At 64.8% G+C, this 23,417-nt stretch carries 17 protein-coding genes; 9 read left to right on the top strand and 8 right to left on the bottom strand.

Annotated elements, in window-relative coordinates; all coding sequences use genetic code 11:
- The first annotated feature begins 16 nt into the window (after positions 1–16).
- Complete coding sequence (locus FE256_RS07110) at positions 17–1,279, top strand: type IIL restriction-modification enzyme MmeI (RefSeq protein ID WP_138174187.1); 1,263 nt, start codon at positions 17–19, stop codon at positions 1,277–1,279.
- A gap of 18 nt (positions 1,280–1,297) precedes the next feature.
- Here FE256_RS07110 and FE256_RS07105 read toward each other — a convergent pair whose 3' ends face one another.
- Positions 1,298–5,362, bottom strand: a complete 4,065-nt coding sequence (locus tag FE256_RS07105; protein ID WP_252370933.1) for a DNA methyltransferase — start codon at positions 5,360–5,362, stop codon at positions 1,298–1,300.
- A gap of 29 nt (positions 5,363–5,391) precedes the next feature.
- Positions 5,392–8,541 carry a DISARM system SNF2-like helicase DrmD gene (gene drmD, locus FE256_RS07100; protein WP_138174185.1) on the bottom strand — a complete coding sequence of 1,050 codons (3,150 nt, stop codon included), beginning with the start codon at positions 8,539–8,541 and terminating at the stop codon, positions 5,392–5,394.
- Positions 8,542–8,714: 173 nt separating this feature from the next.
- Between drmD and FE256_RS07095 the strand changes: the two genes are divergently transcribed.
- A complete protein-coding gene (locus FE256_RS07095) occupies positions 8,715–10,589 on the top strand; it encodes a DUF262 domain-containing protein (protein WP_138174183.1) in 1,875 nt (624 codons plus the stop codon).
- Here FE256_RS07095 and FE256_RS07090 read toward each other — a convergent pair.
- From FE256_RS07090 to FE256_RS07075, 4 genes are read right to left on the bottom strand one after another with little or no spacing between them, the layout of a single operon-like run.
- Positions 10,581–11,378 (bottom strand): metallophosphoesterase, encoded by a 798-nt coding sequence (locus FE256_RS07090; protein WP_138174181.1) that lies wholly within the window; start codon positions 11,376–11,378, stop codon positions 10,581–10,583. The two genes, FE256_RS07095 and FE256_RS07090, sit on opposite strands and share 9 nt — an antisense overlap.
- Complete coding sequence (locus tag FE256_RS07085) at positions 11,371–11,775, bottom strand: hypothetical protein (RefSeq protein WP_138174179.1); 405 nt, start codon at positions 11,773–11,775, stop codon at positions 11,371–11,373. The genes FE256_RS07090 and FE256_RS07085 overlap by 8 nt, the downstream gene beginning before the upstream one ends.
- A 28-nt stretch (positions 11,776–11,803) precedes the next feature.
- Entirely contained in the window at positions 11,804–12,199 is a 396-nt protein-coding gene (locus tag FE256_RS07080; RefSeq protein ID WP_138174177.1) for a hypothetical protein, read from the bottom strand.
- 52 nt (positions 12,200–12,251) lie between these two features.
- Positions 12,252–12,605: a MarR family transcriptional regulator gene (locus FE256_RS07075; protein WP_138174175.1), complete on the bottom strand. Its 354-nt coding sequence runs from the start codon at positions 12,603–12,605 to the stop codon at positions 12,252–12,254.
- A 217-nt stretch (positions 12,606–12,822) separates the two neighbouring features.
- Here FE256_RS07075 and FE256_RS07070 point away from each other — a divergent pair, with 217 nt between their 5' ends.
- From FE256_RS07070 to FE256_RS07055, 4 genes are all read left to right on the top strand, one after another.
- The gene (locus tag FE256_RS07070) at positions 12,823–13,578 is read left to right on the top strand and encodes a TnsA-like heteromeric transposase endonuclease subunit (protein WP_138174173.1); all 756 of its coding nucleotides are present in this window, start codon (positions 12,823–12,825) and stop codon (positions 13,576–13,578) included.
- Entirely contained in the window at positions 13,575–15,692 is a 2,118-nt protein-coding gene (locus FE256_RS07065) for a TnsB C-terminal domain-containing protein (protein ID WP_138174171.1), read from the top strand. The genes FE256_RS07070 and FE256_RS07065 overlap by 4 nt, the downstream gene beginning before the upstream one ends.
- A complete protein-coding gene (locus FE256_RS07060) occupies positions 15,689–16,810 on the top strand; it encodes an AAA family ATPase (RefSeq protein WP_138174169.1) in 1,122 nt (373 codons plus the stop codon). Before FE256_RS07065 ends, FE256_RS07060 begins: the two co-directional genes overlap by 4 nt.
- Before the next feature lie 67 nt (positions 16,811–16,877).
- On the top strand, positions 16,878–19,241 hold the full coding sequence (locus FE256_RS07055; protein ID WP_289508579.1) for a TniQ family protein: 2,364 nt from the start codon (positions 16,878–16,880) through the stop codon (positions 19,239–19,241).
- Here the strand turns inward: FE256_RS07055 and FE256_RS07050 are convergent.
- On the bottom strand, positions 19,195–19,479 hold the full coding sequence (locus tag FE256_RS07050; RefSeq protein WP_138174165.1) for a helix-turn-helix transcriptional regulator: 285 nt from the start codon (positions 19,477–19,479) through the stop codon (positions 19,195–19,197). The genes FE256_RS07055 and FE256_RS07050 overlap by 47 nt on opposite strands.
- Before the next feature lie 163 nt (positions 19,480–19,642).
- Here FE256_RS07050 and FE256_RS07045 point away from each other — a divergent pair, with 163 nt between their 5' ends.
- The 3 genes from FE256_RS07045 to FE256_RS07035 are packed head-to-tail and all read left to right on the top strand — an operon-like array spanning position 19,643 to position 22,896.
- Entirely contained in the window at positions 19,643–20,845 is a 1,203-nt protein-coding gene (locus FE256_RS07045; protein WP_212743491.1) for a DUF262 domain-containing protein, read from the top strand.
- Positions 20,842–21,972 carry an AAA family ATPase gene (locus tag FE256_RS07040; protein WP_138174163.1) on the top strand — a complete coding sequence of 377 codons (1,131 nt, stop codon included), beginning with the start codon at positions 20,842–20,844 and terminating at the stop codon, positions 21,970–21,972. The genes FE256_RS07045 and FE256_RS07040 overlap by 4 nt, the downstream gene beginning before the upstream one ends.
- A gap of 6 nt (positions 21,973–21,978) precedes the next feature.
- Positions 21,979–22,896, top strand: coding sequence for a hypothetical protein (locus FE256_RS07035; RefSeq protein WP_138174161.1), 918 nt, complete (start codon positions 21,979–21,981; stop codon positions 22,894–22,896).
- A gap of 114 nt (positions 22,897–23,010) precedes the next feature.
- Here the strand turns inward: FE256_RS07035 and FE256_RS07030 are convergent, their stop codons facing one another.
- The gene (locus FE256_RS07030) at positions 23,011–23,232 is read right to left on the bottom strand and encodes a hypothetical protein (protein WP_138174159.1); all 222 of its coding nucleotides are present in this window, start codon (positions 23,230–23,232) and stop codon (positions 23,011–23,013) included.
- Positions 23,233–23,417: the final 185 nt, after the last annotated feature.

The raw sequence follows: 23,417 nt of genomic DNA, 5'->3' as shown, positions 1-23,417 counted from the left end.
TCGTGCGACCTCGCTCTTGCAGGCGAAGGGCACGCTCGGCCTCATCGCGACCAACACCGTCGCGCAGGGAGACTCCCGTGAGGTCGGCCTGGGCGCGATGGTCGCCGACGGGTTCACGATCACGCGCGCAATCCAGAGCCGTTCGTGGCCCGCGGCCAGTGCGAATCTGGAGTACGCGGCCGTGTGGGGCACCCGCGGCTCAGTGATCGACGCCGTGCCTCGTGTCGCCGATGACGTCGACGTTCGACGAATCAGTACCCTCCTCGAACCCAGTGGCCGAGTGGACTCGATGCCCGCACGCCTCGCAGAGAACGCTGGATTGGCGTTCATCGGGTGCTACGTGCTCGGGATGGGCTTCGTGGTGGACCCCGAGGAGGCGCAAGAGTGGATTGCCGCCGATGCCCGCAACGCTGAGGTGCTGTTCCCATACCTCAATGGCGAAGACCTCAACCAGCGGCCTGACGGCTCCGGCTCGCGCTGGGTGATCGACTTCGGCGGTCGCTCAGAGGAAGAGGCTGCTGGTTTCCCCCTGCCGTTCCGTCGACTTGCCGAGCAGGTTCGGCCTGAGCGAGCCCGCAAACCGAAGGCTGTCAGTGACGCGCCGTGGTGGCTCTTCTTGCGGTCTCGCCCAGCGATGCGCGAAGCGATCTCTGGCCTGTCGGAAGTGTTGGTCATCGCGCTTGTCAGCAAGACCGTCATGCCGATGCGGGTGTCCACTGGACAGGTTTTCAGCCACATGCTCGGCGTCTTCGCGATTGATGACTACGGAGCCCAGGCAGTCTTGTCATCGACTCTGCACCGGACCTGGGCTATCACCTATGGATCCACGTTGGAGACGCGAGTCCGCTATACGCCGTCAGATGTCTTCGAGACCTTCCCTCTCCCGGCGCGCACAGAGCGACTCGCCGATGCGGGCAAGGTGCTCGAGCGGGACCGACGGGAAGTGATGCTGCGTCGCAACCTCGGTCTCACGAAGCTCTACAACCTTGTCGATGACTCAACAGTCCAGGGTGACCCCGATGTTGCGCGGCTCCGGGACATTCACGTCGAGATTGACGAGGCCACGGCGGAAGCCTATGGGTGGGACGACCTTCGACTGAGTCATGGCTTCCACTCCTACCGCCAGGTCGAAAGATGGTCCGTAAGCCCGACAGATCGCGTCGAAGCGCTCGACCGTCTACTGCTTGAGAATCAGCAGCGCGCGACCGTCGAGGAACAGGGCTCGAGGGATCGAACGACGACCGACTTCACCTCGCAGGTGGAGACCCTATTCGACTGACTGTCTCCCGCAACGGTGTCACCTGAACAGCACGCCGTCCTCGTTGTCATCGACGGCGACATCTGCTCCGTTGCTGGGCGGCGGGACCGGGAGATCGTTGCGGGCCCGGCGGTGGTTCTCTTCGAGCAGACGGTCCAGCAGTTCGACGCGCGCGGTCGTACTGAGAGTCCACCGCTGCATCTTCCTGAAGGTGAAGAACCCATGGTCGGCCCTGAGGTCGGACCAGCCGTAGGCACCAAGAACTGCCTGGTCCAGCTCGACGTGCAGCTCACGCATTCGGCTCACATCGCGATCCGCGCTAGCGGCCACCTCCGGATCATTCACCAAGTTGTAGAGCTTGGTGAGGCCAAGGTCTCGGCGGACCATGATCGACCGACGCTCACTGTCAAGCGCCCTACCCAGTTCCGTGAGGTCATCCGTTGCATTGGGTCGCGGGAATGTCTCGAAGACGTCGGATGGTGTGTACCTGGGATCGTTCCTCATCCCAGAGCCGTATGTGATCGCCCAGAGCTGATGCAGACTCGATGACAAGACTGCCTGGACACCGTAGCTGTCGGACGCGAATACGACGCAGGCCTCACTCGGTACCTGGCCAGTCGGAACCCGCATCGGCATCACAGTCTTGCTGACACGCGCGATGACCAAGACCTCCGACAAGTCAGAGATCGCCTTCCGGAGAGCGGGTCGCTTCTCTCCATACTGCCACCACCGCTCAGGTAAAGGCTTGCGAAGCGCGTACCCGCCATCTGGCTTCCGGCGCTGTCGCTCAGGCTTCACGCGCTCAGCGAGCCGGCGGTACGGGAGGTGGTACGCACGTGCACGCTCTTCCGGCCAATCGTTGAAGTCGACGACCCAGCGGGACGCAGATGCATCGGACCGCTGGTTGAGGTCCTCGCCATTGAGGTATGGGAACAGCACCTCAGCGTTGCGGGCATCGGCGGCAATCCACTCTTGCGCCTCCTCGGGGTCCACCACGAATCCCATCCCGAGCACGATGCAGCCCTGGAAGGCGATGCCCGCGTTCTCGGCGAGCCGGACTGGGTTGCCCTCGGCTCGTCCTTGCGCTTCCAGAAGGGTGCTTATATGCCGAACTGCAACATCGTCGGCAAACCGTGTGACGCTCTCGCCGACATCACCGCGGGTGCCCCACACGGCCGCGTACTCCAGATTCGCACTGGCCGCGGGCCACGAACGGCTCTGGATTGCGCGCGTGATCGTGAACCCGTCGGCGACCATCGCGTCGAGCCCAACTTCGCGGGAGTCTCCCTGCGCGACGGTGTTGGTCGCGATGAGCCCGAGCGTGCCCTTCGCCTGCAAGAGCGAGGTCGCACGCAAGAAGAAGTAGGCCACGAGGTCAGCACTGCCGCGTCGACCATCTGCGAGGACGTTCACGAACCAGTCGCGCACGTTGGTTCCCATCGCCCCGGTGAGCTTCTGCCCCCCAAGGAATGGTGGGTTGCCGATGATGGCGTCGAAGCCGCCGTGGTCGACCATGACATCTGCCGCCTCGATGATCCAGTGGAGCGGCTGCCAGCGGACGTAGTCCGTGTCCACTGTCGGTGTGAGTCCCTGGTCTATCTTGGAGTCGAGCCAGGTCGAGTCGGTCGCGCCACCGCGCGAGCCCGGATATGCCTTGCGTGCCGCCTCCCGCAGGTCTTCGTAAGCCGCGTCGAGCGTGCGGCCGGGCTTGCCACCCAACAAGAGCCCTGTGGCCACGACGCCATCCGCGAGCTTGCGCAGGTCCGATGTGACCTCGTGAAGCTGAGCGAGCTGACGGCGCTTTGCCGTGGCGGAGCGCGCGGGACTCTCATCGGATTCGACCGGCGAGGCCAGAGTTTCGCGGAGCTCGACGGCGCGCTTGATGATCGAGTCGATATCGACCTCGAAGATGTCGAGCATGCCCTGCTGCCGGTTGCCCTTGGCTGGGTCGATGTGCATTGCGCGCAACTGCCTGATGTCGGTGAGGCCGAGCAGCGAGTTGCCAAGGAAGACCTTGTCGTCGACGAACGAGAACGGCAGGTCGCGATCGAGGGAGACAAGCCAGAGCGACAGCTTGCACATCTCGATGGCCATGTCGTTGATGTCCGCGCCGTAAAGGCACTTGGCGACGACCTCGCGGATCGCGAGGGTGTGCAGGTCTCTGCGCCCCGCGAAAGCGGGGTTGTCGCTGACCCAGGCTTCGACGAGTCGGTCGGCCAGGAAGCGCGCGGCGGCGACGAGGAATGCGCCGGAGCCACAGGCAATGTCGGCGACCTTGAGGTTCAGGATGTCGGCGGGCGACTTCAGCTTCCACTCGTCGCGGTTGGCAGTCTGGTGCGCGCCGGGAGCGTAGACGAGGGGTTCGAGGGCGTACTTCACGACGTCTTCGGCGAGCGACTTCGGCGTATAGTGCGCTCCAGCGTTCTTGCGTGAGGGCGTCTCCTTGACGAGCAGCGCGCCCTGAAGGACAACGAAGGGGCGGTTGCGCAGGTCGAGGCGGACCAGTCCCAGCCAGGGCTTGACGCGTTCGCGCAGGTCAAGGTCGTCACCCACGGCCTGGGTGAGGGCACTGACGATGCTCGGGTCGACGGCCGCGTCAATCGCCTTGGCGATGGCGGCCTCGGAGGACGGTTTGGCTGAGGGCTGGTCTGTCTCGATGAAGGCGCGGATTGCCTTAGCGAGCTTCCTGCGGTCGGTGTTCGCCGCGGCGAGTTCTTCCAGCTTGGAGAGTGGAATCTCGGGCTCTTCACCCCGGGAGCCGTGGATGCCGAGGACCACTTCGCGCGCGACGGTCGCGGTGTAGCCAAGCAGACCCTCGTACATGTAGCCGATTTGCTCGACGTCGATGTCGCGGAAAGAGATGCGGCGGGCCTCGCCTTTGATCTCGGCGACCTGCACGGCACGAAGGACGTGCAGCATGACGCGGTCTGAGACAGTCACGCCGAGAGTGCCGAGTTCGTTCGTGGCAGTCAGGAATGGGAACCGTGCCGGGTCGAAGAGCGATCCGCCGTACGCGGGCATGCGGAGGTTCTCGAACGTCGCGCCCTTGTAGAGGGCGTTGCTGGTGGCCAGGAGACGGTGCCAGGTCAGCGAGGTGGCGTCGAGTGCTTCCTCGCTCTCCGCGGACTCGCGGGCAATGAGCTGGTCGAGTTCACCGGCGATGCCGTAGCCCTGGTCGAACAACTCGCCCTGCGGCAGCAGCCCGCGTTCCTCAGCGAAGAGCAGGAATACCACGCGCATCATCACCGTCACGGCGGCCTCGTAACTCTCGTGCGGGCGGGTCGAGAGTGGGTCAGGCAGGCTGCGGCGCTTGGCATCGGCGGCGGACTCGGAGAACGACTGGATGAGTAGCTCGACCGCACGGCGCACCTGTGCGCCCAGCGCCTCGGTGATCTCCTCCGCCGCGGCAACCGACTCCTCGAACAGCACCGGGAGCCGCTCGGCGGGGTCGCCTCCGATGAGGTACTGCCGACCGATCAGAGCGAGGAAGGCGTCGCGGGTGCGCGGCTCCTCGGTCCACGTGAGGGCATCGACGATGCCCGACGCGGCCATAGCACCCTCGCGTGCGCACACCAAGCCCCACCAGCGGCCGTCGGTGACTATGCCGATCGGTACCTTGCTCTCGCGCAGCATCGCCTCGACGCGGTCGACCGGGTTCGCCGCCCACAGGTCGCCGGGCACCTCGCGGAGCGAGTCGACCGGGTCGATGACATGCACGATCGCGCCGATCGCGTCATCGCCGCGAAGCGCCGCCTGCGCGCGGACGCTCACGGCACGGTTTGGCGACTGGGCTGCGACTCCCGCCACTTCGCCCCAGGCCAGTGACTCAGCCCAGCCTGCGATATCCCGCAGCACCGTCTTGACCCACTTGTCGCGGGCAGCGCGGTAAGCGTCGAGCGCGGTGTCGGAGTCGGGGCTGCGGTCGTAGCGCTCCCATGCGGATTCGAAGTCCTTGCGCGCGTCGGCGAGCGTCGCCTTCCGCGCGTCTGCGAGCTGCGGCATCCCTTCAGGCCAGACGCGCTTGAGCGGCGGGATCGCCAGGAAGGGACCCTCGGTGTCGACAAGTTCGAGCCACGCGCGGTGCAGTTCCGCGGTGCTCTTCATCGGGCGGTTGCGTGCGGGTCGGCGCGCCATCAGTCGCGCCACCCGTCTGCGTCGGAGCGGGTGAGCGCGAAGACTACGGCGGCGGCGGTGGTGTGGGGTTTCACGTCGGCGTACCGGTCCTTGATGGCTGCGATCTCGCGGGCCTCTTCGTCGTCGAGTTCGTCAAGGCGGCGCTGCATGGCTTCGCGGTCCCGCCGCCACTGCCGCTCCTGGTCGGGATCAGCGAAGAGCTGACCTTGGGCTTCGGCTTCCTGCGCGCGGAGGCTGGCCAGCGAGTCGCGCAGGTTCGTGCGAAACGCCGCGAAGATCTCTCGCGCACGTTGCACGTCTGCGGCCTCGCGACGCTGAAGCTGGTCGGTGACCTGAGTCTGCTTGCGTGCCGCCCGGTCGCGCATGGCAGTTTCGAGGCTCTGACGCAACGGGGCATCCGGCACATTCCACATGTCGGCGAGCTGGTCGCGCACCTGTGCGTCAGCGAGCATGAGGTTCTCCGCATCGAGCGCGGTGTCGAGCGCGGCCTCGGCACGCTCCTCGGCCATGGCACGGCGACCGCGCAAGCGCACGCCGGCGAGGAACACCTCCTCGTGCAGGCGGATGCCGCCACGCCCGACGAGTACCATGCGGGTCACGGCGGCGACGAATGACTCCTCCAGGTTATCCACGACGACCGCGGTTACCCGACGCAGCGTGGAATCGACGCTCCACAGTGAGCGGCGCAGGAGACGCTGCGCCTTCTGCACGATCGGGTGACCGAGGTGTACGTAGACGAGGTCGGCGCGCCCGTCGGCCGCGTTCGGGTCGAAGGTGATCGGGCGCAGCTCGCCCGGGTTCAGGCGGGTATCGAGTCCGCGGAGCGTGTCGCGCCAGCCGGCTGTCAGCGTCGGCACCGTGAACACCTCGGCGTCGGTGTCCTGCGCGAAGTCGTAGTTCGGCACGAGCGGCGACTGGTGGTTGATCCGCAGCGCAGTATCGACCACGCGGCGCAGGTTGGCCGGGTCGAGGTGCATCTCGGTGCGGGATGCGTCGTAACCCTGCTCCAACTGGGTCAATCGGGCGTTCAGCTCCATGCCGCCCGCCAGCGCCTGGCTGATTACCTCGTTGGTGTCGATGCCCTTGGACTTGCTCTTCGGGGCACTGCGGTTGCCGAAGTGCCCCTGGATCTCCGCGCCGACGACCTGATTCGCCGAGCCGAGATCGTACTCCACCTGTGCGATCTTGCGGGCGATGATCTCCATGAACCGCAGATCGGAGCCGTAGGTCGACGAGGCACGCTCGGGCACGAAGTGGAAGACCTGTGGCGCCTCGGTCTGCCCGTACCGGTCGATGCGGCCGATACGCTGCTCCAGGCGCGAAGGGTTGAACGGGATGTCGAAGTTCACCAGCCGGTGGCAGTAGGTCTGAAGATCGATGCCTTCGCCGGCGGCATCGGTGGCAAGCAGCACTCGCACCGGCTCCTTGGAGGGGTCGGCGGTGAACTGCGACCGGATGTACTCGCGATCCTCCGGGGCGGTCGAGCCTTGGATAACTGCGAGCCGATCATCGGTATACCCGTTCTGACGCAGGACACGGGTGAGCCACTCGACGGTGTCGGCGTACTCGGTGAAGACGACGACGCGCTCGTTCGACCAGAGCCTGCCGTCGGGACGACAGACCGCGTCGAGGAACTTGATCAACTCGTTGAGACGCGAATCGGCACGGCTCTCATAGCCCAGGCCCCAGTTCGCGAGCATTTCGAGCTGGCCCGGTTCGGCGCCAACCAGCGGGTCAGAGCCCTTCGACTCACGCAGCCGCTCAGACTCGTCCTGCTCCCACAGACCCTCTTCCTCGTCGGACTGGCCCTCGCCGAAGATGTCGTCGTACTCGTCATCCGACAGGCCCCGGCTGGCGTTCGAGGCCAGGTAGTTGCTCAGCGTGGTACCGAACGCGTATGGGCTCGACAAGAAGCGCTTCTTGAGCAGCATCGTCACGATGTCGCCGGTCCGCTTCGTGCCGTTGAGGTTCGCGCTCTTCGCAACGATCTCATCGAGGAGCGCGAACATCTTCTGCTCGTCGTCGGAGGGGTCGAACAGCAACGTGTTGACCTTGCGCTTCTTGAAGCCCTTTCCGGCCAGGTCAGTCTTGAGCCGCCGCACGGTCACGTCCTTCAGCGCGCCCGAGTCGAGGTGCGCCCCGCGGGCGAACCGGCGGGGGTCGATCATCTCCATCAGCGCGGTGAACGACTCGGGGTGGCCGTTGTGCGGCGTCGCGCTGAGGAAAAGCCGGTGCTCGCACTTCTCGGCGAGCTGACGTACCGCGACCGTGCGCTGGGTGTCGACGGCGTACCCGCGCCCGCCCGCGATGGTCGACGGGCTGGAGGGCGCGACATGATGAGCCTCGTCGACCACGAGCACGTCGAATGCGTAGCGGCTCCCCGTCTTCGGGTTGCTCGCCTGTGTATAGACGTCACGGAGGAGCCGTTGGGCGCGCACCTGCGGGAGCCACGCCATGCTGACGATCACTCGCGGGAAGGTCTGGAACGGGTTCGCCTGGAGACCGTGCGTGCGGCGCACCTCCGCCATCAGCTCGGAGTTCACGATCGTGAACTCAAGGCCGAACTTCTCTCGCATCTCGTCCTGCCATTTCAGCGACAGGCTCGGGGGGCAGACGATCACGGCCGTGCGGGCGCGGTGGCGCAGGAACAACTCCTGAATGACCAGGCCCGCTTCGATCGTCTTGCCCAGACCCACGTCATCGGCCAGGAGCAGGTTCGCTCGCGGCGCTCCCAGTGCACGGCGAAGCGGCTCGAGCTGGTACGCCTCGACGTTCACCCCCGACCAGAACGGGGCTTGATATCGATTCGCATCGGCACTGGTGACCGCGCCCCAGCGCATCGCGTCGACGAAGCCAGCGAGCATCTCCGGCTGATCAAAGCCGTCTGCATGGATCACGTCCGGCAAACCCTGCGCGGGCGTGACAGTGTGACCGACTTCGAGTTCCCACACGACGCTGAGCTGCGCGCCGAGGCTTCCCTCGTCGAGGGACTGTAAGTCGACAACGTGACTTAGCTGAGCGACCGTTTCGTCCGCCGGGCTGCGCGGAAGACCCTGCGCCTGCACGTTCGAGACCGCCCAGGTCGAGCCGCGGACCTCGACGACCTGACCTGCCTCGGGAAGCGGTGGGGCGGTGGTGGTGCTTGACACGTGGACTACCTCTTCGACGACAGGCGGGCTTCAGTTGACTTTCTCACATTGCCACGGCGTGACCGCATTGGTTGGACGGTTCCGCGTACGTTTCAGAGGCGGGGACGTCACCACGCCAGCTGTCCTAATCTCGACTTACGTCGACGATGTAAGGCAGCGAGGAGCGCACCGACTTGGACGCCAAGACCTACCCACTGCAGGAGATCCTTAAGCCCGAGCGCCGCTATGTGATCCCTACCTTCCAGAGGGACTACGAGTGGACACGGAAGGGTCAGTGGGAGTTGCTCTTCGACGACCTTGCCACCACGGCCGACCGGCTCATCGACGTCCGGACGAGTGGAGAGGAAGGCTCGAAGCTCAAGTCGAAAGAGCAGTCGATTTCTCCACACTTCCTGGGTGCGATCGTGTGCGCGAGCCTTCCTTTCGCGACGGGGGGCGTTGCGCTGCGATCAGTCATTGACGGCCAGCAGCGGCTCACGACCATTCAGCTGCTCGTCCGAGGCCTCCTCGATGTGCTGAACGAGACTGGCAGCGAGCGTGCGAAGTCCGTCAAACGGATGCTCTTCAACCCTGACGATGTCGTCGAGACGCCCGACGAGATCTACAAGCTTTGGCCACGGCGCAAGGATCGAGAGGTCTGGCCTTCCGCAATGGGGGATGCCGAAACCAACGCTGATACGGACCATCTTTATCTGGAGGCGAGGCGGTATTTCGCCGAGGCGTCGAGAGAGTACGCCCTTGTCGAGGATGAGGTGGACCCGACTCGGTTGGCCGCTTTGGCAGACGCAGTGTCGAGCCTGTTCAAACTGGTTGTCATTGATCTCGACGAGAACGACGACGCCCAGGTGATCTTCGAGGTCCTCAACGGCAGGCAGACTCCGTTGTCTGCGATCGACCTGGTCAAGAACCTTCTCTTCCTACGCGCTGAACTCGATGAAGAGGACGTCGAGTCGCTATACAACGCGTACTGGGCACAGTTTGACGACAAGTGGTGGAAGGAGAATGTGGGGCGAGGCCACGCTGCGCGCGGACGTCGCGATGTGCTGCTCTCCGTTTGGCTTACGGCCGCGCTCGGCGAGGAGGCCAACGTCGGGCACCTCTACCGAGAGGCAAGGACGTATCTCAACGACGGCCCGTCGACAGAGCAGGCTCTCGAGGAGTTGAACGCCTTCGCGGAGGCGTACCAAACCATCTACGAGAGGCTGCCGGCGCCCTCTCGGCGCCTCACCGTGGCATATAGAAGGCTCCGCGCGCTCGACATCACCACTGCGGTTCCGCTCCTGACGTGGCTCGCGACATTGGACGACTCACAGCTGAGTCTGGACGACCATGTGCGGACCGTTCTGGCCATCGAGTCGTGGGCGCTTCGTCGCGCCTTCGTCGGCTGGCAGACCCGCGGCTACGGCTCACTGCTGGCCAAGGTGCTGAAGGAGGCGAAGACTGCGCTGAGCGAGGGCCGCCCGATCGCAGACGAAGTTGAAGGAGCGCTCCAAGTAGGCGCGCTCGCCTGGCCGACCGACGACGACGTGCGCCGCGCGTTCGGGGGTCGACAGTTCTACAACGGGATGTCGCAGGCTCGCATCCGCCTGCTCCTCGGGTCGATCGACCAGCATCTTCGGGACGAGGACCCCCACGAGCCCGACGCAATCGTTGAGTACGACAACCTCCAGATCGAACACGTCATGCCACGCTCGTGGGCGGCGCACTGGCCACTGCTAGCCGAGGACGCCACGCCCATCGTGGCGGATGAGTCCGATCCAGATTGGGTGGTCAGGAGCCGTGAGCGAAGTTCGGCGGTCGACCGCATCGGCAATCTCACCCTGGTCACAGGGACCTTCAACAACGAGGTGTCGAATCTGTCTTGGGACATCAAGCGCCCAGAGTTCCAGAAGCAGCGAAGCCTTGTGATCAACTACGCGATCGCCGCGTCAGACGCCTGGACTGAGAGCGAGATCGCGTCCAGATCGACAGACCTGGCTGAGGTTGCGATTCGCATTTGGGGACCACCACCAGCAGCGATGCCCGAGCCAGCGTCGCCGTTAGCTTGAGCGCCGTTCGGGCGAGGTCTGCGATCTGAGCGCCTCCAGCAGTTCTTCGAGGTGCATGTGAAGTTCGTCGTACGCCTGCATGAAGAACATCAAGTCCATGTTCGACGGCGGCGTGTCGTCCAGGTCGGCGATGACCTCCCGCGCCTCGCGGACCGCGGTCTCGAGCCGGGTCTCGATTCCGGGCAGGCTCTGGATCCAGTCGTCGATGACGCTGAACGGGATCGGCGCGAAGTCGTGGGCGTCGACGCCGGCGTGGAACTGATGGCCGTTCGGACCGTGGTCGCGCGCGTGCGTGTGCCCGTGGATGAGCGGGATGCCGTCCTCCCACCGTGGGCGATGCGACGTGTGGCGGTCCTGTTCCTGGCTGTCGCCGGCGTAGGGGTAGTGCGAGGCGATGATCCGGTACCCGTGGCGGGTGCCCTCGATGACCTCTGGGAGGATCTCCCAGCCCGCCGCTTCGTACTTGGGCAGGAATCGCTCGATCGCCCGTTTCGACTGTGTCGCGGGCGAGACACGATCGTGGTTCCCGGGTACGAGCAGCCTGCGCCCGTTGAGCCGAGCGGTGAGCCCGATCGATTCTTCGATCGGGCCGAGCGCCACGTCGCCGAGGTGGAGGACGACGCTGCTGGACGAGACCGTGTCGTTCCACCGGCGCACAAGGTCGTCGTTCATCTCATCGACCGTGGCGTACGGTCGACCGGCGAGTTCGCTGATGCGGGCGTGGCTGAAGTGCGTGTCGGAGGTGACGAAGTCGACTTGGTCGAAGTCGAACGTCGGATAGTCAAGCATCGTGGACCTCGTCGTCGCCGTCGATGTCGAAGGCGCGCAGGAGGAGCCGTTCCACGTCGCTCACCGGCTCAGGAGGAAGATCCTTCATCTCGTCGCGGAGCCGGTCCAGTGTCTGTTCGAGGAGCGGGCGGTTTTGGTCGCGCCATGCGCGGATCCCAGAATCGCGCAGGAGGCCGGACTCTGCGCTCCCCTCGTAGCCGAGCAGCAGCTCGGTGTCGATAACCGACGCTATGACACGGGCATCGACGTTGGGCGACGAGCGCAGGCTCGACAGGTGGGTGACGGCATCCGAGCCAGTCAGGTCGATGCGGTAGCGCTGGATGTCGCCGTACTCGGTCGCCTCGGTCTCGATATGGGAGACCGTGATGGTGCGACCGCCGATGATGAGCTCCCGCACGTGTCCTCCTCGATCCGAACTGGCCAATCTACTCGGACTCGGTTCGGTTCGCCTCGGCCACAACGTCGACGCGTCCTGGCCGGACGATGTCGTCGTATCCGGGGACGAACGCTATCGTTCCGAGCCGGGTCCAGTAGCTGATGAGCCATCGCTGGAGCAGGTCGCGCTGTTCGTGGCGTTCGAAGAGTGTTCGTCCGGGATCCTCGATCGCGGCATCCCAATCATCGATCTCGAAGACCGCCTCGATGAGTTCGGCGCACGTCGGTCCGTTGCCATGTTCGTCCCACCAGGCCAACGTCAGCATGCCGGCGCGATTGGCGGTCGAAGTGCCGCCGGGCTCATCGATCGTCCCAAGGAGGGCGCCGAGGTACGGGTCCTCAGCCGCAGTCGCGAATGCCTCGTAATGGTCCTCGGCAACGCTCATAGAGGAAGGATGCCATACTGATTAGGCATCCGAGGACCTTCGTGAGCGTCTACTAGCGACGCGCCGTCGTTGCTTCCCACTGAATGGTGAAAGTTCCGGCTGCGCGTGCGTCTGCCTCTGCTTCAAGCCGTAGTGCGTAGTCCCATGTCGGGTGCACTGCGCGCTGATAGATCCTGATCCGCTCGGGGGTGACCTCATCCGTTCGCCGGACAAGCCCCAACTGCTTGAGGCGCTTCAGTAGGGCGTGGATGGTGCTGGTCGACAGCCCCGTGGCGGTTGCGACGGAGGGCGTGGAGAACGTTCCGTCGGGAGACCGTGCGATCTCGGCCATGAGCGCGAGCATGTGGTTGCTCCCGAAGGCAAGCTTCGAAAGCTCCTCGCTCTGTTCGCTCGGCACGGTCTCCACCGCCTCATTTTCGCATGAGGCGCTCAGCGCAGCAGGAGCATCGCAGGGCGTGGTCCGACGGCGTGGCGCGTGTTGTGTATCTGACTTCCCCAGCGTAAATGTCACATTCACTGCTCGCAGCCATCGGCATGCGAGAGAACTCCAACGCGAAGAACTCGACCCGCGTGTCGAACCTCAAGAACGGTAGAGACCTCCGTACGTTAACGAATCAAGAGTTATGACTCATTGTTCGCGACTCGTAGGAGTTGACGTGCCAACATCGCCACCGCAGTACACGCTGCGACTCGACGGGGATGACCTCGAGCGGGGCAAACTCGCGGATCTCGAGGCTCGACACGTCTTCGAGGCCGAGCCTCGGCGGACGTTCCGCTGGCATCGGGGACAGCGGCATTACCCAGGGCGCTACTGGTGCGCCACCACGGAAGGCTTCGTCGGGTACGAGAGTCGCCTCGAGCTCGCGGCGCTTCTCCTCGAGGACTTCGACCATCGGGCGGTTCGGATCGCATCGCAGCCGTTCGAGTTGATCGCCGATCGAGACGGTGTTGAGCGAAGCTACGTGCCCGACTACATGATCGAGCACGATGACCATCGCTTCACGGTGATCGAGGTCAAGCCGAAGCGTCGGCTGGAAGACCCGGAGATCGCGGGTGCACTCCGGTGGGCGGGCGACATCATCCAATCCCGCGGATGGGGATATCGGCTCGTCACCGAGCCCGACCCAGCGCTGCTCTCCAACGTCCGGTTCCTTGCGGGGTATCGACGCCTCTGGCAGTTCCCCCGGCGCGACGTGGAAGTCGTCGAGGCGACGATCAGCGAGACGCCCACACTTGGCGCGGCCATGCGGAGCGCCGGGGCCGCCTTGGATGACATCCCCTATGCGCGAGCGGTCGTGCTCCACCTGCTCTGGCGCCGCTCGATTCTCTGCGACCTCACATCTGCCCTTGCCAACCACACCGCATTGGAGACGCCATGAGCCACACCTTCGACATCCGCATCGGCAGCACCGTCTCGTTCGACGGCAGTCTGTGCACTGTCATCGAGATCGCGGGCGACGCTGTTGTCCTGGTCGACGGCGCGAAGAAGACCCGACGCGTGCGACTCGTCGAGCTTCTGCGCGACGCCACGGATGCGTTCGGGATTTCGTCCGAGGAGGTTGCACTCACACCGCTCGCCCTGATCTGGGCAGACGCGACGGAAGATCAACGCGACGAGGCGCGACGAAAGGCGGCGCACGTCCGAGAGATGCGCACCGGGTTCGCGTCGGGGATGCCGACTCTTGCTCAACCGCACGAGCCGCGACCGGAGTACAACCCGAAGTTCACCACCATCCACGAGCGCCGTCGCACCAAGGCCGCAGAGCTTGGCGTCAGCCCGAAGACGCTGAAGCGCTGGGGCGATCGGTTCGACGAGGGCGAAGATCTCGCGTTGCTCGACTTCCGAAAGACCGCTTGGACACCGGCGCTCTCCGGCCTCGATCCGCGCTGGGTAGACATGTGCCGACGCGTCGTTGAGGAGAACGTCCGCGGCGCGAAACGCAGCGTCACGACCACGCTCGCGATCGTCTTGGCGAGGGTCAAGCGCGAGTACCCGGATTCCGACGTGCGGATCCCCTCCGAGTCCACAGCTCGTGAGGCGGTCGCCGAGCTCACCCGCGGGAAGGGCACGTTCGGCGCCAGCATGCGGGCCCAGCGATCCATCGAAACGCGGCCGCCCGTGCCATACGGACGATTGGTCGCGACGAGACCCGGTGAGTACGTCGTTCTCGACACGACGCCCCTCAACGTCTTCGGCGTCGCACCCGTTACCGGCAAGTGGATGCGCGCCGAGCTGACCGTCGCCCTCGACCTCTACGACAGATCCATCCTCGGCCTCCGTCTTGCACCCATCTCCACCAAGGCGGTCGACGTGGCGGGCGTGCTGATGGAGGCTCTCTCACCCCGCGAGATGCCGGCCGAGTGGGGCGACCGAGCCACCTGGCCCTTCCATGGCGTGCCGGAGAACATCGTCATCGACGTCGAGAACCTCAAGGCGCTGCGGTTCCGCCGTCCCGGCATCCTTCCCGACACGATCATCATCGATCACGGCAAGCCGTTCATGTCGATCCATGTCGCAAGCGTGTGCCAGCGGCTCGGGATCTCCATCCAGCCCGCACATGTCTACACCGGCACAGACAAGGCGTGGGTCGAACGCTGGTTCCGCACGATTGACGAGATGCTGCAGGAGCTGCCCGGCTACAAGGGCAAGGACATCGCCTCCCGAGGGGAGGCACCGGAGAGCGAGGCGGTCTACACGATCCCTCAGCTCGAGCAGATCATCCGTGAATGGATCGCCACGGTCTACCACCTCCGCCCGCACGGCGGACTCATCGACTCGCAACTGCCCGCAGCCAAGATGAGCCCCGCGCAGAAGTTCGAGCAGGGGATCGCGGTCGCCGGCCGCATCCGTGTTCCGTCGAACCCCAACCTGCTGCTCGAGATGCTCCCCGTCGTGAAGCGCAAGTTCAACCACTACGGCGTCGAAGTCAGCACGCTCCGCTACAACGGCGACATCGTCGGGAAGTACTACGACCGGTCGAGAGCAATGGCGAAGAGCAAGCGGAAGTGGCAGTTCTCGGTGAACCCCGACGACTTCTCACAGATCTACTTCAACGACCCCGACGACAACTCGTGGCACGTCTTGCGCTGGGAGCACGCGCCGAAGGTCCCCGTGCCGTTCAGCTTCGACGCTCTCGAGTACGCCAAGGGCATCGCTCTCGACCGTCGCAACGGCGTGGATGTGTCTGAAGCGCTCGGCCAGCTGCTGGAACGCTGGGGCGCCGGTCGCGCGAGCACTCCGGCCGAGAAGCGCATCAGCGCCCGGCTCGCAGCTCAACTCGCAGAGACGTCCGAGGGGCCGGACAGTCCGTTCTTCCCGCACATCGCCAAGCAGATCGCGCAGCAGGTCGGTGGACCCGACCTGAGCGACGAGCTGGGGCTGGTCTCTGTGACGCCGCCTCCGGTCAGCGAGGAGCAAGACCGGCTCGCACTCAGTGCAGACCCGCTCGTCGACGACGATCTCGATGACTTCGACCTCTTGGAGGACCTGTGATCCTGCCCCTGGAACGGGACGAGCTTCTCTCCCGGTGGGAGGGCTGGCGGCACTTCGCCGAGGACCCGGCACCGGAGAAGCCGCAGAGCCTGTCCGCCAAGCAGATCGACAAGCTCGGTGAGGATGATCGCGTCGCCTACGACTACCACCGCGAGCGGTACCACGCGAACTTCCTGGTGACGACACCGCAAGTCAAGCGGCTCAATGTGCGCTTGTGGGACCTTCTCGACGCCAACCAGCAAGGTCCTTCACGGGTGAAGGGTGCGGCGATTGTCGACTCGCCGCCCGGACTGGGGAAGACCACCGCTGTCGACGCGTTCGGGCGAGCATTTCACCGCCGTCAGATCCTGCGTCACGGGAAGGACTTTGACGACGGGCAGACCCTGCACATTCCGGTGTGTCACGTCGCCTTCAAAGGAAACACGAACACGCGTGCCCTGAACGAAGCCATCCTGAACTTCTACAACCACCCGTCCGCTGAAGCGGCGGAGACTCGCCATCTGCGGAACCGCAACCTGGCCGCTCTCGCGGCGGAGTCAGTGCGCCGCCACGGCACGCGGCTGATCATCGTCGACGACGTGCACTTCCTGAAGATCCACACCGATGAGGGGGAGGCGGTGGCTAATGAGCTGAAGTGGCTCGCCAACGAGTACCCCGCCACCTTCCTGTTCACCGGTGTCAACATGACCGCGACCGGGCTCCTCAGCGAGAGCAAGACGAGCAAGAACCTCGCGATGTCGCAGATCGCCCGGCGATGGACCAGGCTCACTCTGCCGCCGTTCGAACATCCCGTCGGTGAGCACCGCAAGGCCTGGATTTCGTTGCTCGGCACGATCGAAACCCACCTTGTGCTCGCCAACGCTCGACCGCGGATGCTTCGCGGGCAGGCGGACTATCTCTACGAACGCTCCACCGGCATGATCGGCTCGCTGTTCAAGCTGATCACTCTCGGAACGGTCCACGCGATGCGCGACGGAACCGAAGAACTTACCCGGGAAGTGCTCGACGAGATCGACATCGACGTCGCAGCCGAAGAGGCTCGCGAGGTCGTCGCCAAGGAACTCGAGGAGAAGAAGAGCGGAACGGCGAAGCGGAAGAAGCCGCGAGCTGCGGCATGACGCGGACGGTCGTCGTGCATTGCTGCGAGGTCGGAGCGTGACGTTGCGTCGCCTCCTGCACGTCGTGATGCCGCTTCCCGACGAGCCGCTCGACTCATGGGTTGAGTTCATGGCGCATGATTACGGGGCTACCGTCGGAGAGATGGCGCGAGCGCTGGGCCTCATCGACGCCGACGGCGTCCCGAAGGCAACCCCGCAGTCCGCGCGAGCCTGGTCCACCTCCCTCGAGCCCCAGCAACTCACGAACCTCGAACAGACGACCGGGAGGCCCGCCGACGAGTATCTGGCGATGACTCGGACGACCTTCGCCGCGAACGCCATCCGGCTCACACCGCAGGGGCGGATCAGCGCCTCCTGCCCGAGCACTGGCGTCGCCGCGCGTTACTGCCCCGATTGCCTCGCCGACTCGGGTGGCAGGTGGCGGCTCTCCTGGCAGTTCCCCTTCGGCTTCGCCTGTCTGCGCCACAAGCGACTGCTCGTCGACCTCTGCCCAGGATGCCGGCAGCCGCCGCGGCTCATCGGGCATCCGATCACGCTCGTCCCGCAGCCCGGTCACTGCCACAACAGGCCGTCGGTGGGGACGCTGAGCATGCGCGAACGCTGCGGCGCTGATCTGACAGCAGCCCAGGAGTGCGTCGCGGCCGACGAGGCCACGCGCGAGGCCCAGCGCATGATGCTGCGCGTCGTGGCGGTTGGCTCGAGCGAGCTTGGCATTTACTCCGAAGCGCGGCCCAGCACGATCCAAGTCCTGTCCGACATGCTCCTGCTTTCTCGCGCCGCGCGACAGGCGCTCGTTGACGGGGAGCGATTCGATTGGATGCCGGTCGTCGCGCCAGACCTCAGCGCGATCACCTCACACGCGAGCACGGGGAAGGTCGACCTCCGGCCGAACACCGCGCGCGAGGTCGCGCTCGGAAACACGATCGCGTTCGAGGCGCTCCGGGCGGGTGAACGCATCACAGACCTTCTCCGCGGACGCGTCAGCATCCACACCGCGCTCGATCACCATTCCCCACCGCTTCGGGACCACGTGAGCCGCGCGCTCGGGCGTACGCGACGGCCCACGGCCACTCTCCAAGCGATGAAGGTGTCGACCACGGACCCGGCCGCCCGTGCCGCCAAGATCCCGGCTGTGCTGTGGCCTGAGTGGACGGCTCGTCTCGCGCCACGACGACTCGACGCCGAGATCGCCGGCGGAGCGCTGTCCGCAGCAATCGTCTTCGCCGGAACGCGCCTCACGCACGGATCGGCGATCAAGCTTCTTGACCCCGACATGAAAGGGCGCCAGGTCAGTCACGTCATGCGCTCGCTCGGCCGCAACGCTCCCGAGGCGGACACCATCCGTGCGCTGGCACGCGTCGCCGAGTTCCTCGACGAGAACTCGACGCCCATCGACTACGCGCGCCGCCGAGCGATCGACTACTCCGACATCCTGCCCCGCGACGAGTGGCACTGGTTCTGTCGGACGGCGAACGTGCTGCCGGGCGGGGATCGGCGGTGGCAGCTCGCTCGCGCGCATCTCTACGCTCTGCTCACCGGCAGCCGGCTCGCCAAGGCGGCGTTCGCCTCGGATGCGAGCTTCCCGTCGTTCGTTGAGCTCCAGCAGTTCCGCGCCGGACTGCCAGGGGCTGTGGCGGAGGCGCTTCAGAGTTCGGCGGCTGAGTTCCTGAGCGCACGGGGAATCGATGAGCCGGTGTCATGGATGCCCGAGCTCGAGGTCGCTGGCATCCATGGCGACGTCTCCGTTCAGCGAGATCGCGAGTGGCCGCCGGCTCGGCCCGCGCGCGCCGCGGTGAGGCCGTCTCGGGCAGTGGCGGCCTACTCTTCTGGCCGCTCAGTTGCTGAGATCGCACTCGATCATGGGGTTGCGAGGCAGACCGTGAGCCGTGTGCTCGACCATGCCGGGGTCGACACGCGCCGCGGTCGGCGACGTGCGCCGATCGACGTCGACTGGCTGCGACAGCGCTACATAGTCGAGCGGCACACCATCCCGGAGATCGCCGCAGAGGTCGGCGTGACTATGACCACGATCAACCGTCATCTCGAAGCGGCAGGGATCCCGCGCAGACCTCGGGGCAGCGCGAGTCGAGCGACTGCGATCCGCGTCGACCCGCGCGCGGGGGACTCTGCACTGCTTCGCCGAATCCTCGTCGGTCAGGACGCCACGCAGCGCGCCGAACGGTTCCTCATCGTCGCCCGCCACGACACGATGACGGCTGCCGCCACCAAACTCGGCGTGACTCTCAGCATCCTCGCGAGCCAGATGAAGCGCATCGGCGCGGATGCCGGCGGCCCACTCATCACGCGGGCGGTACGAGGACAGCCGCTCACTCTCACGGACCTCGGGCTCGAGGTCCAGCGTGAGCTCGCGCGAGCCTTCGCGGTCAGCGAAGCCGAAGGTCCGGCGCGTCGGCCGGAAGAATCTCAGTGAGCTCGACACCGAGCGTCTGCGACATCGCCAGGAGCGTGCGGATCGTCGGGTTCGCCGGCGTCCCCGGCTTCGACTCGCCCTTCTCGTACTTCTGGTACGTGTAGCGCGTCAGCCCCGAGCGGTAGGCGACATCTTCCTGGCTGAGACCAGCTTCGGCGCGCAGCCGCCGGAGATTCGCGGCGAGCTGGCCGGCGTAGTCGTTCCAGGCCGCGTCCTCGGGTCCGGTGCGCTTTGCCACCGGTCCAGCGTTCCCGTGAACGCGTGTCGGTATGGCCTAATCGGTATGGCTGGATTCGGGTGGCTAGGACTCCAACCAGCTGTTGCGCCGTAGCGAATCTTGAGCCGCCACGGCAACTGAATCTCCGCCCGGGAGCATCCCACTGACATCATGGGAGGGCTGTGTGGCCGCGCTGAAGGAGGACGCTCTGCAGATGGATGCACAAAGCGCTGATGAAATCGCGATCGATGAAGAGCTCAGCGCCGACGGCCACGCCGCCGGTGTCGAGCGTGAGGAGTTGGCGCTCGAGGAGAACATCAAGGAGCCGTTCGATCCTGCCCTAATCGATGTCGTAACGCGAACCATGACTGTGGATCTGCTCCTGGCGCGGTTGCGGCGTGGAGTGCTCGACCTTGCGCCGGATTTTCAGCGTCAAGCCGGCGTGTGGGGCGACGAAGCGCAGAGCAAACTAGTCGAATCTCTTCTACTACGGATTCCCGTTCCCAACCTTTACGCCGCCGAAAGCGGTGACGAGGGGTGGTCGATCGTTGACGGGATCCAGCGCCTGACGACGATCGCACGATTTGTCGATCCTGCCCTCGTGCCCAACATGGCACCACTTCGTCTTCGCGGCCTCGAATACTTGAAGTCGTACGAAGGGAACCTGTACGGGGACCTCCCGCCGAGCCTTCGAACGCGGATCGACGAGACCGAGCTCCTGGTGCACCTAATTCGCTCCGGCACGCCAGAACCGGTCAAGTTCAACATCTTCGCCCGAATCAATACGGGCGGACTTCCGCTGACCTCGCAGGAGCTGCGCCATGCGCTGATTCCCGGGGATGCGCGGACCTACCTGACGAAGCTCGCGCATTCCCAGACGTTTAGGAAGGCGACCAACTACAGCATCAAGCCAGATCGAATGGCCGATCGCGAGATGGTCCTGAGGTTTGTCGCATTCCTTCGGACGGATCCGCAACAATACGCGCGAGGGGACTTGGACGGGTTCCTCCGGGACGCGATGGTGCAGCTGAACCACGCGGACGAAGCGGTTAAGGGCGGGATCGAGCAGGACTTCTATCGAGCGCTAACGCTCGCGCGTGACATCTTCGGCGACCAGGCATTCCGAAAGCGGAGCGCATCTAACGCCGATCGTCGACTGCCCATCAACAAGGCAATATTTGAATCTCTCGCGGTCAACCTCGCACGAGTTGATGCTCCCCAATCGAAGACGCTCAAGACGCGCCGGCGAACTGTCGATGAACGCTTCGCCGCGCTTACTCGGAACGATCGATTCTTCGACTCGGTCTCAGGGGGCACTGGAGATGTTCGTAAGGTCAAGACACGGTTCTCCATGGTGCGGGATCTTCTGGAAGAGGTGCTCGCATGATCAGCGAGGTCAGTCTCCGAAACTTCAAGGCGTTCGTGAATCTCAGCGTGCCGCTCGGAGGATTCACGCTACTCGCAGGACTCAACTCCTCAGGCAAGAGTTCCGTGCTCCAGGCGCTCGCTCTGTTGCGACAGGGCTTCGACGCTTTTCAACGGGGTGGTACGTCTGGGGGTAGCGCCGGTCTCCCCCTCAATGGCGAGTATGTGGACCTTGGGACCGGGGCCGATGTTCTCAACGAGGACTACTCCGGAGACCAGCAGTTCGCTGTCGCGTTACTGGGTCACGACGGTGGCTCAAGTTCGGTCGTAGTCGGGTACGAACGGGAGGGTGATTACCTTCCTCTTGTGGGTGAGGGATTCTCGAGCACGTTTTGGCAGGAGGGCGCACAGTCGATCACAAGAGATGGATTCCAGTACCTGCGAGCCGATCGGCTGACCCCCTCTGCGACGTATGCGCGCTCGCACGAAGTCGCTGTGCGGCGCCGGTTCCTCGGTACCCGAGGCGAGTACGCGGTGGACTTCCTTCGCGCATTTCAGGATGAACCCATTTCTGCCGACGTGCTCAGCCATCCGTTGGCCAGCTCGCCGAGACTGCTAGATCAACTTGAAGCATGGCTCGGCGAGATCTGCCCAGGCGTTCGACTTCAGGCGGTGGCCATTCCCCAGACTGATCTGGTCCGGCTCGACATCGAGTTCATGCGTTCAGATCGTCCGAGGAGCAATTCTCGCCGGGCCACTCACGTCGGATTCGGCCTTGCGTACGTTCTTCCAGTCGTCCTCGCCTGCCTCACGGCGCGCCCTGGCTCTCTTATCCTCCTCGAGAACCCGGAGGCGCACGTACATCCTCGGGGCCAGACCGCCATGGCGCGACTTGCGTGCGCCGCGTCAGCCTCGGGCGCGCAGGTCGTCGTTGAGACCCACAGCGACCACATCCTCAACGGAACGCGGCTCGCGGTGAAGAGCGCGCTGATTCAGCCTTCCGCCGTACGGCTGAACTACTTCCGACGGGATGAGAGCTCGTCGATTAGCGTCTCATCCCCAGCAATTGGCGCTGATGGAATGTTGTCTGCGTGGCCGGAGGGCTTCTTTGATGAGTGGGATATGGCGCTTGACGAGCTACTGGGCTGATCGCTGATGGTGCTTCTGATTCACGTCAACGAGGCATCGGTATCGGAAGCTCGACTTCCATCGAAAGAGGTTTCTGACGAAGTTGTCGGCGACTTTGCTGCGCTTCTTCTCGCAGTCAGGCGAAGGCGGGGCGATGCAGCCCTGGTGTCCGCCAAGGCGCTGAGCGAGGTGACCTTGTTCGAACATCACACACTTGGTGAGTGGGGAAGCCGTGCGGCCAACCGTGACCGGTGGCGGGTCGTACGACTTATGCAGAGCAAGTCGCCGGGCTGGCATCGGGACCGTGACGACGAAGCCTCCGAATACCGCGTTGCGGGGGACGCCCTCGTTGCCTTCGGCGATGCTCACATGAGCGATGGGCTACTGGTCAGTTTTCGCACTTCGGGCGCGTGGGATGTCGAATGGGTCAAGGGAACGCGCACCTACCTCGTCGACCTGGACGGGGAGATTCGACTGATGAGTGAGGACGTCCAGGTTCGACACGGATCGGTCGAGTCCCACCTCGACCCTCATATCGAATGGGTTTCGTTGGCTGGCATGGCCGATGTCGAGTCTGGCGCGGATCTCCAGGCGAAGTGCGAGGAGATGTTCACGAAGCTGAAGTTTCTGCGGCGTGCCGAAGATCAACTAAAGGCACTCGACCCGAAGTGGGTGGCCCCGGTTGCGCAGACTCTGGCCCTAATGAACCGTGCGTTGGTTGAGTGGTCACCCACGTCATCGCATCCGTCGTGGTACACGCATGTGACAGCCGATTCGCAGAGTCGGCGGGGTGAGGGTCTGATGGATTTTCAGGACCTCGACGGAACCGTTCGTACCTTCGACACCCATGCGCGATTCACTCCCGGGCATGGAAGGATTCACTTCAAACTGGACACGGCGACGCGAACGGCGACTGTTGCTCACGTGGGCTATAAGCTCCTCTGACGATCTTCCGAGCTCGCGACGCGAGAGATCGCACCGATGCGAGGTGCTTCACGTCAGCGTGAGAGCCCACAGAAGCTGGGGAGACTGGCACCCAGTCTTCGCCTGGTTGCGGCCTCACGTTTGTTGTCCGTTCCGGCGCCAGGCTGAGCCGGCGGTGCTCGCGAGTCTCACACCTGAGCGCGCCGCGTCTTTGGCCGGGCCGAACGCCGCACGGCAACTGGCGACGAACGCTGCGCAGTCCGCCTGCACGGTCGGGTCTTTGAGAACAACGACGATGCGATTGCCGATGGTGAGGATACTTCTGTAGAGGAGATCGGTCTTGTCTGCGGTGGACACTGTCATGAGTGTGCTTCCTGTCGTGTGGGTCCTCCCGGCATCGCCGGGGCGAGGCCGGCCTGGAGTCCCGCGGGGTGGTGGTCTTTCGGGCCCGCGGCGTCGTGACCGCGACGGGGTGAGCCATCGTGCGATGGTCAGTGAGAACGACCAAGAACTCACACAGAAAGACGACACCGCACGATGGC

The organism is Microbacterium sp. 5K110 (assembly GCF_005774735.1).
Taxonomy (GTDB): domain Bacteria; phylum Actinomycetota; class Actinomycetes; order Actinomycetales; family Microbacteriaceae; genus Microbacterium.
The sequence above is the reverse complement of the archived record's forward strand: the minus strand, read 5'-3'. Positions and strand labels throughout refer to the sequence as shown.

What these genes read in the sequence shown, in the direction of transcription:
- FE256_RS07090 (WP_138174181.1), bottom strand. Translation starts at nt 11,378, where the DNA reads ATGCTTGACTATCCGACGTTCGACTTCGACCAAGTCGACTTCGTCACC.
- FE256_RS07080 (WP_138174177.1), bottom strand. Translation starts at nt 12,199, where the DNA reads ATGAGCGTTGCCGAGGACCATTACGAGGCATTCGCGACTGCGGCTGAG.
- FE256_RS07035 (WP_138174161.1), top strand. Translation starts at nt 21,979, where the DNA reads ATGGTGCTTCTGATTCACGTCAACGAGGCATCGGTATCGGAAGCTCGA.
- FE256_RS07065 (WP_138174171.1), top strand. Translation starts at nt 13,575, where the DNA reads ATGAGCCACACCTTCGACATCCGCATCGGCAGCACCGTCTCGTTCGAC.
- FE256_RS07105 (WP_252370933.1), bottom strand. Translation starts at nt 5,362, where the DNA reads ATGAAGAGCACCGCGGAACTGCACCGCGCGTGGCTCGAACTTGTCGAC.
- FE256_RS07070 (WP_138174173.1), top strand. Translation starts at nt 12,823, where the DNA reads ATGACTCATTGTTCGCGACTCGTAGGAGTTGACGTGCCAACATCGCCA.
- FE256_RS07055 (WP_289508579.1), top strand. Translation starts at nt 16,878, where the DNA reads ATGCCGCTTCCCGACGAGCCGCTCGACTCATGGGTTGAGTTCATGGCG.
- FE256_RS07040 (WP_138174163.1), top strand. Translation starts at nt 20,842, where the DNA reads ATGATCAGCGAGGTCAGTCTCCGAAACTTCAAGGCGTTCGTGAATCTC.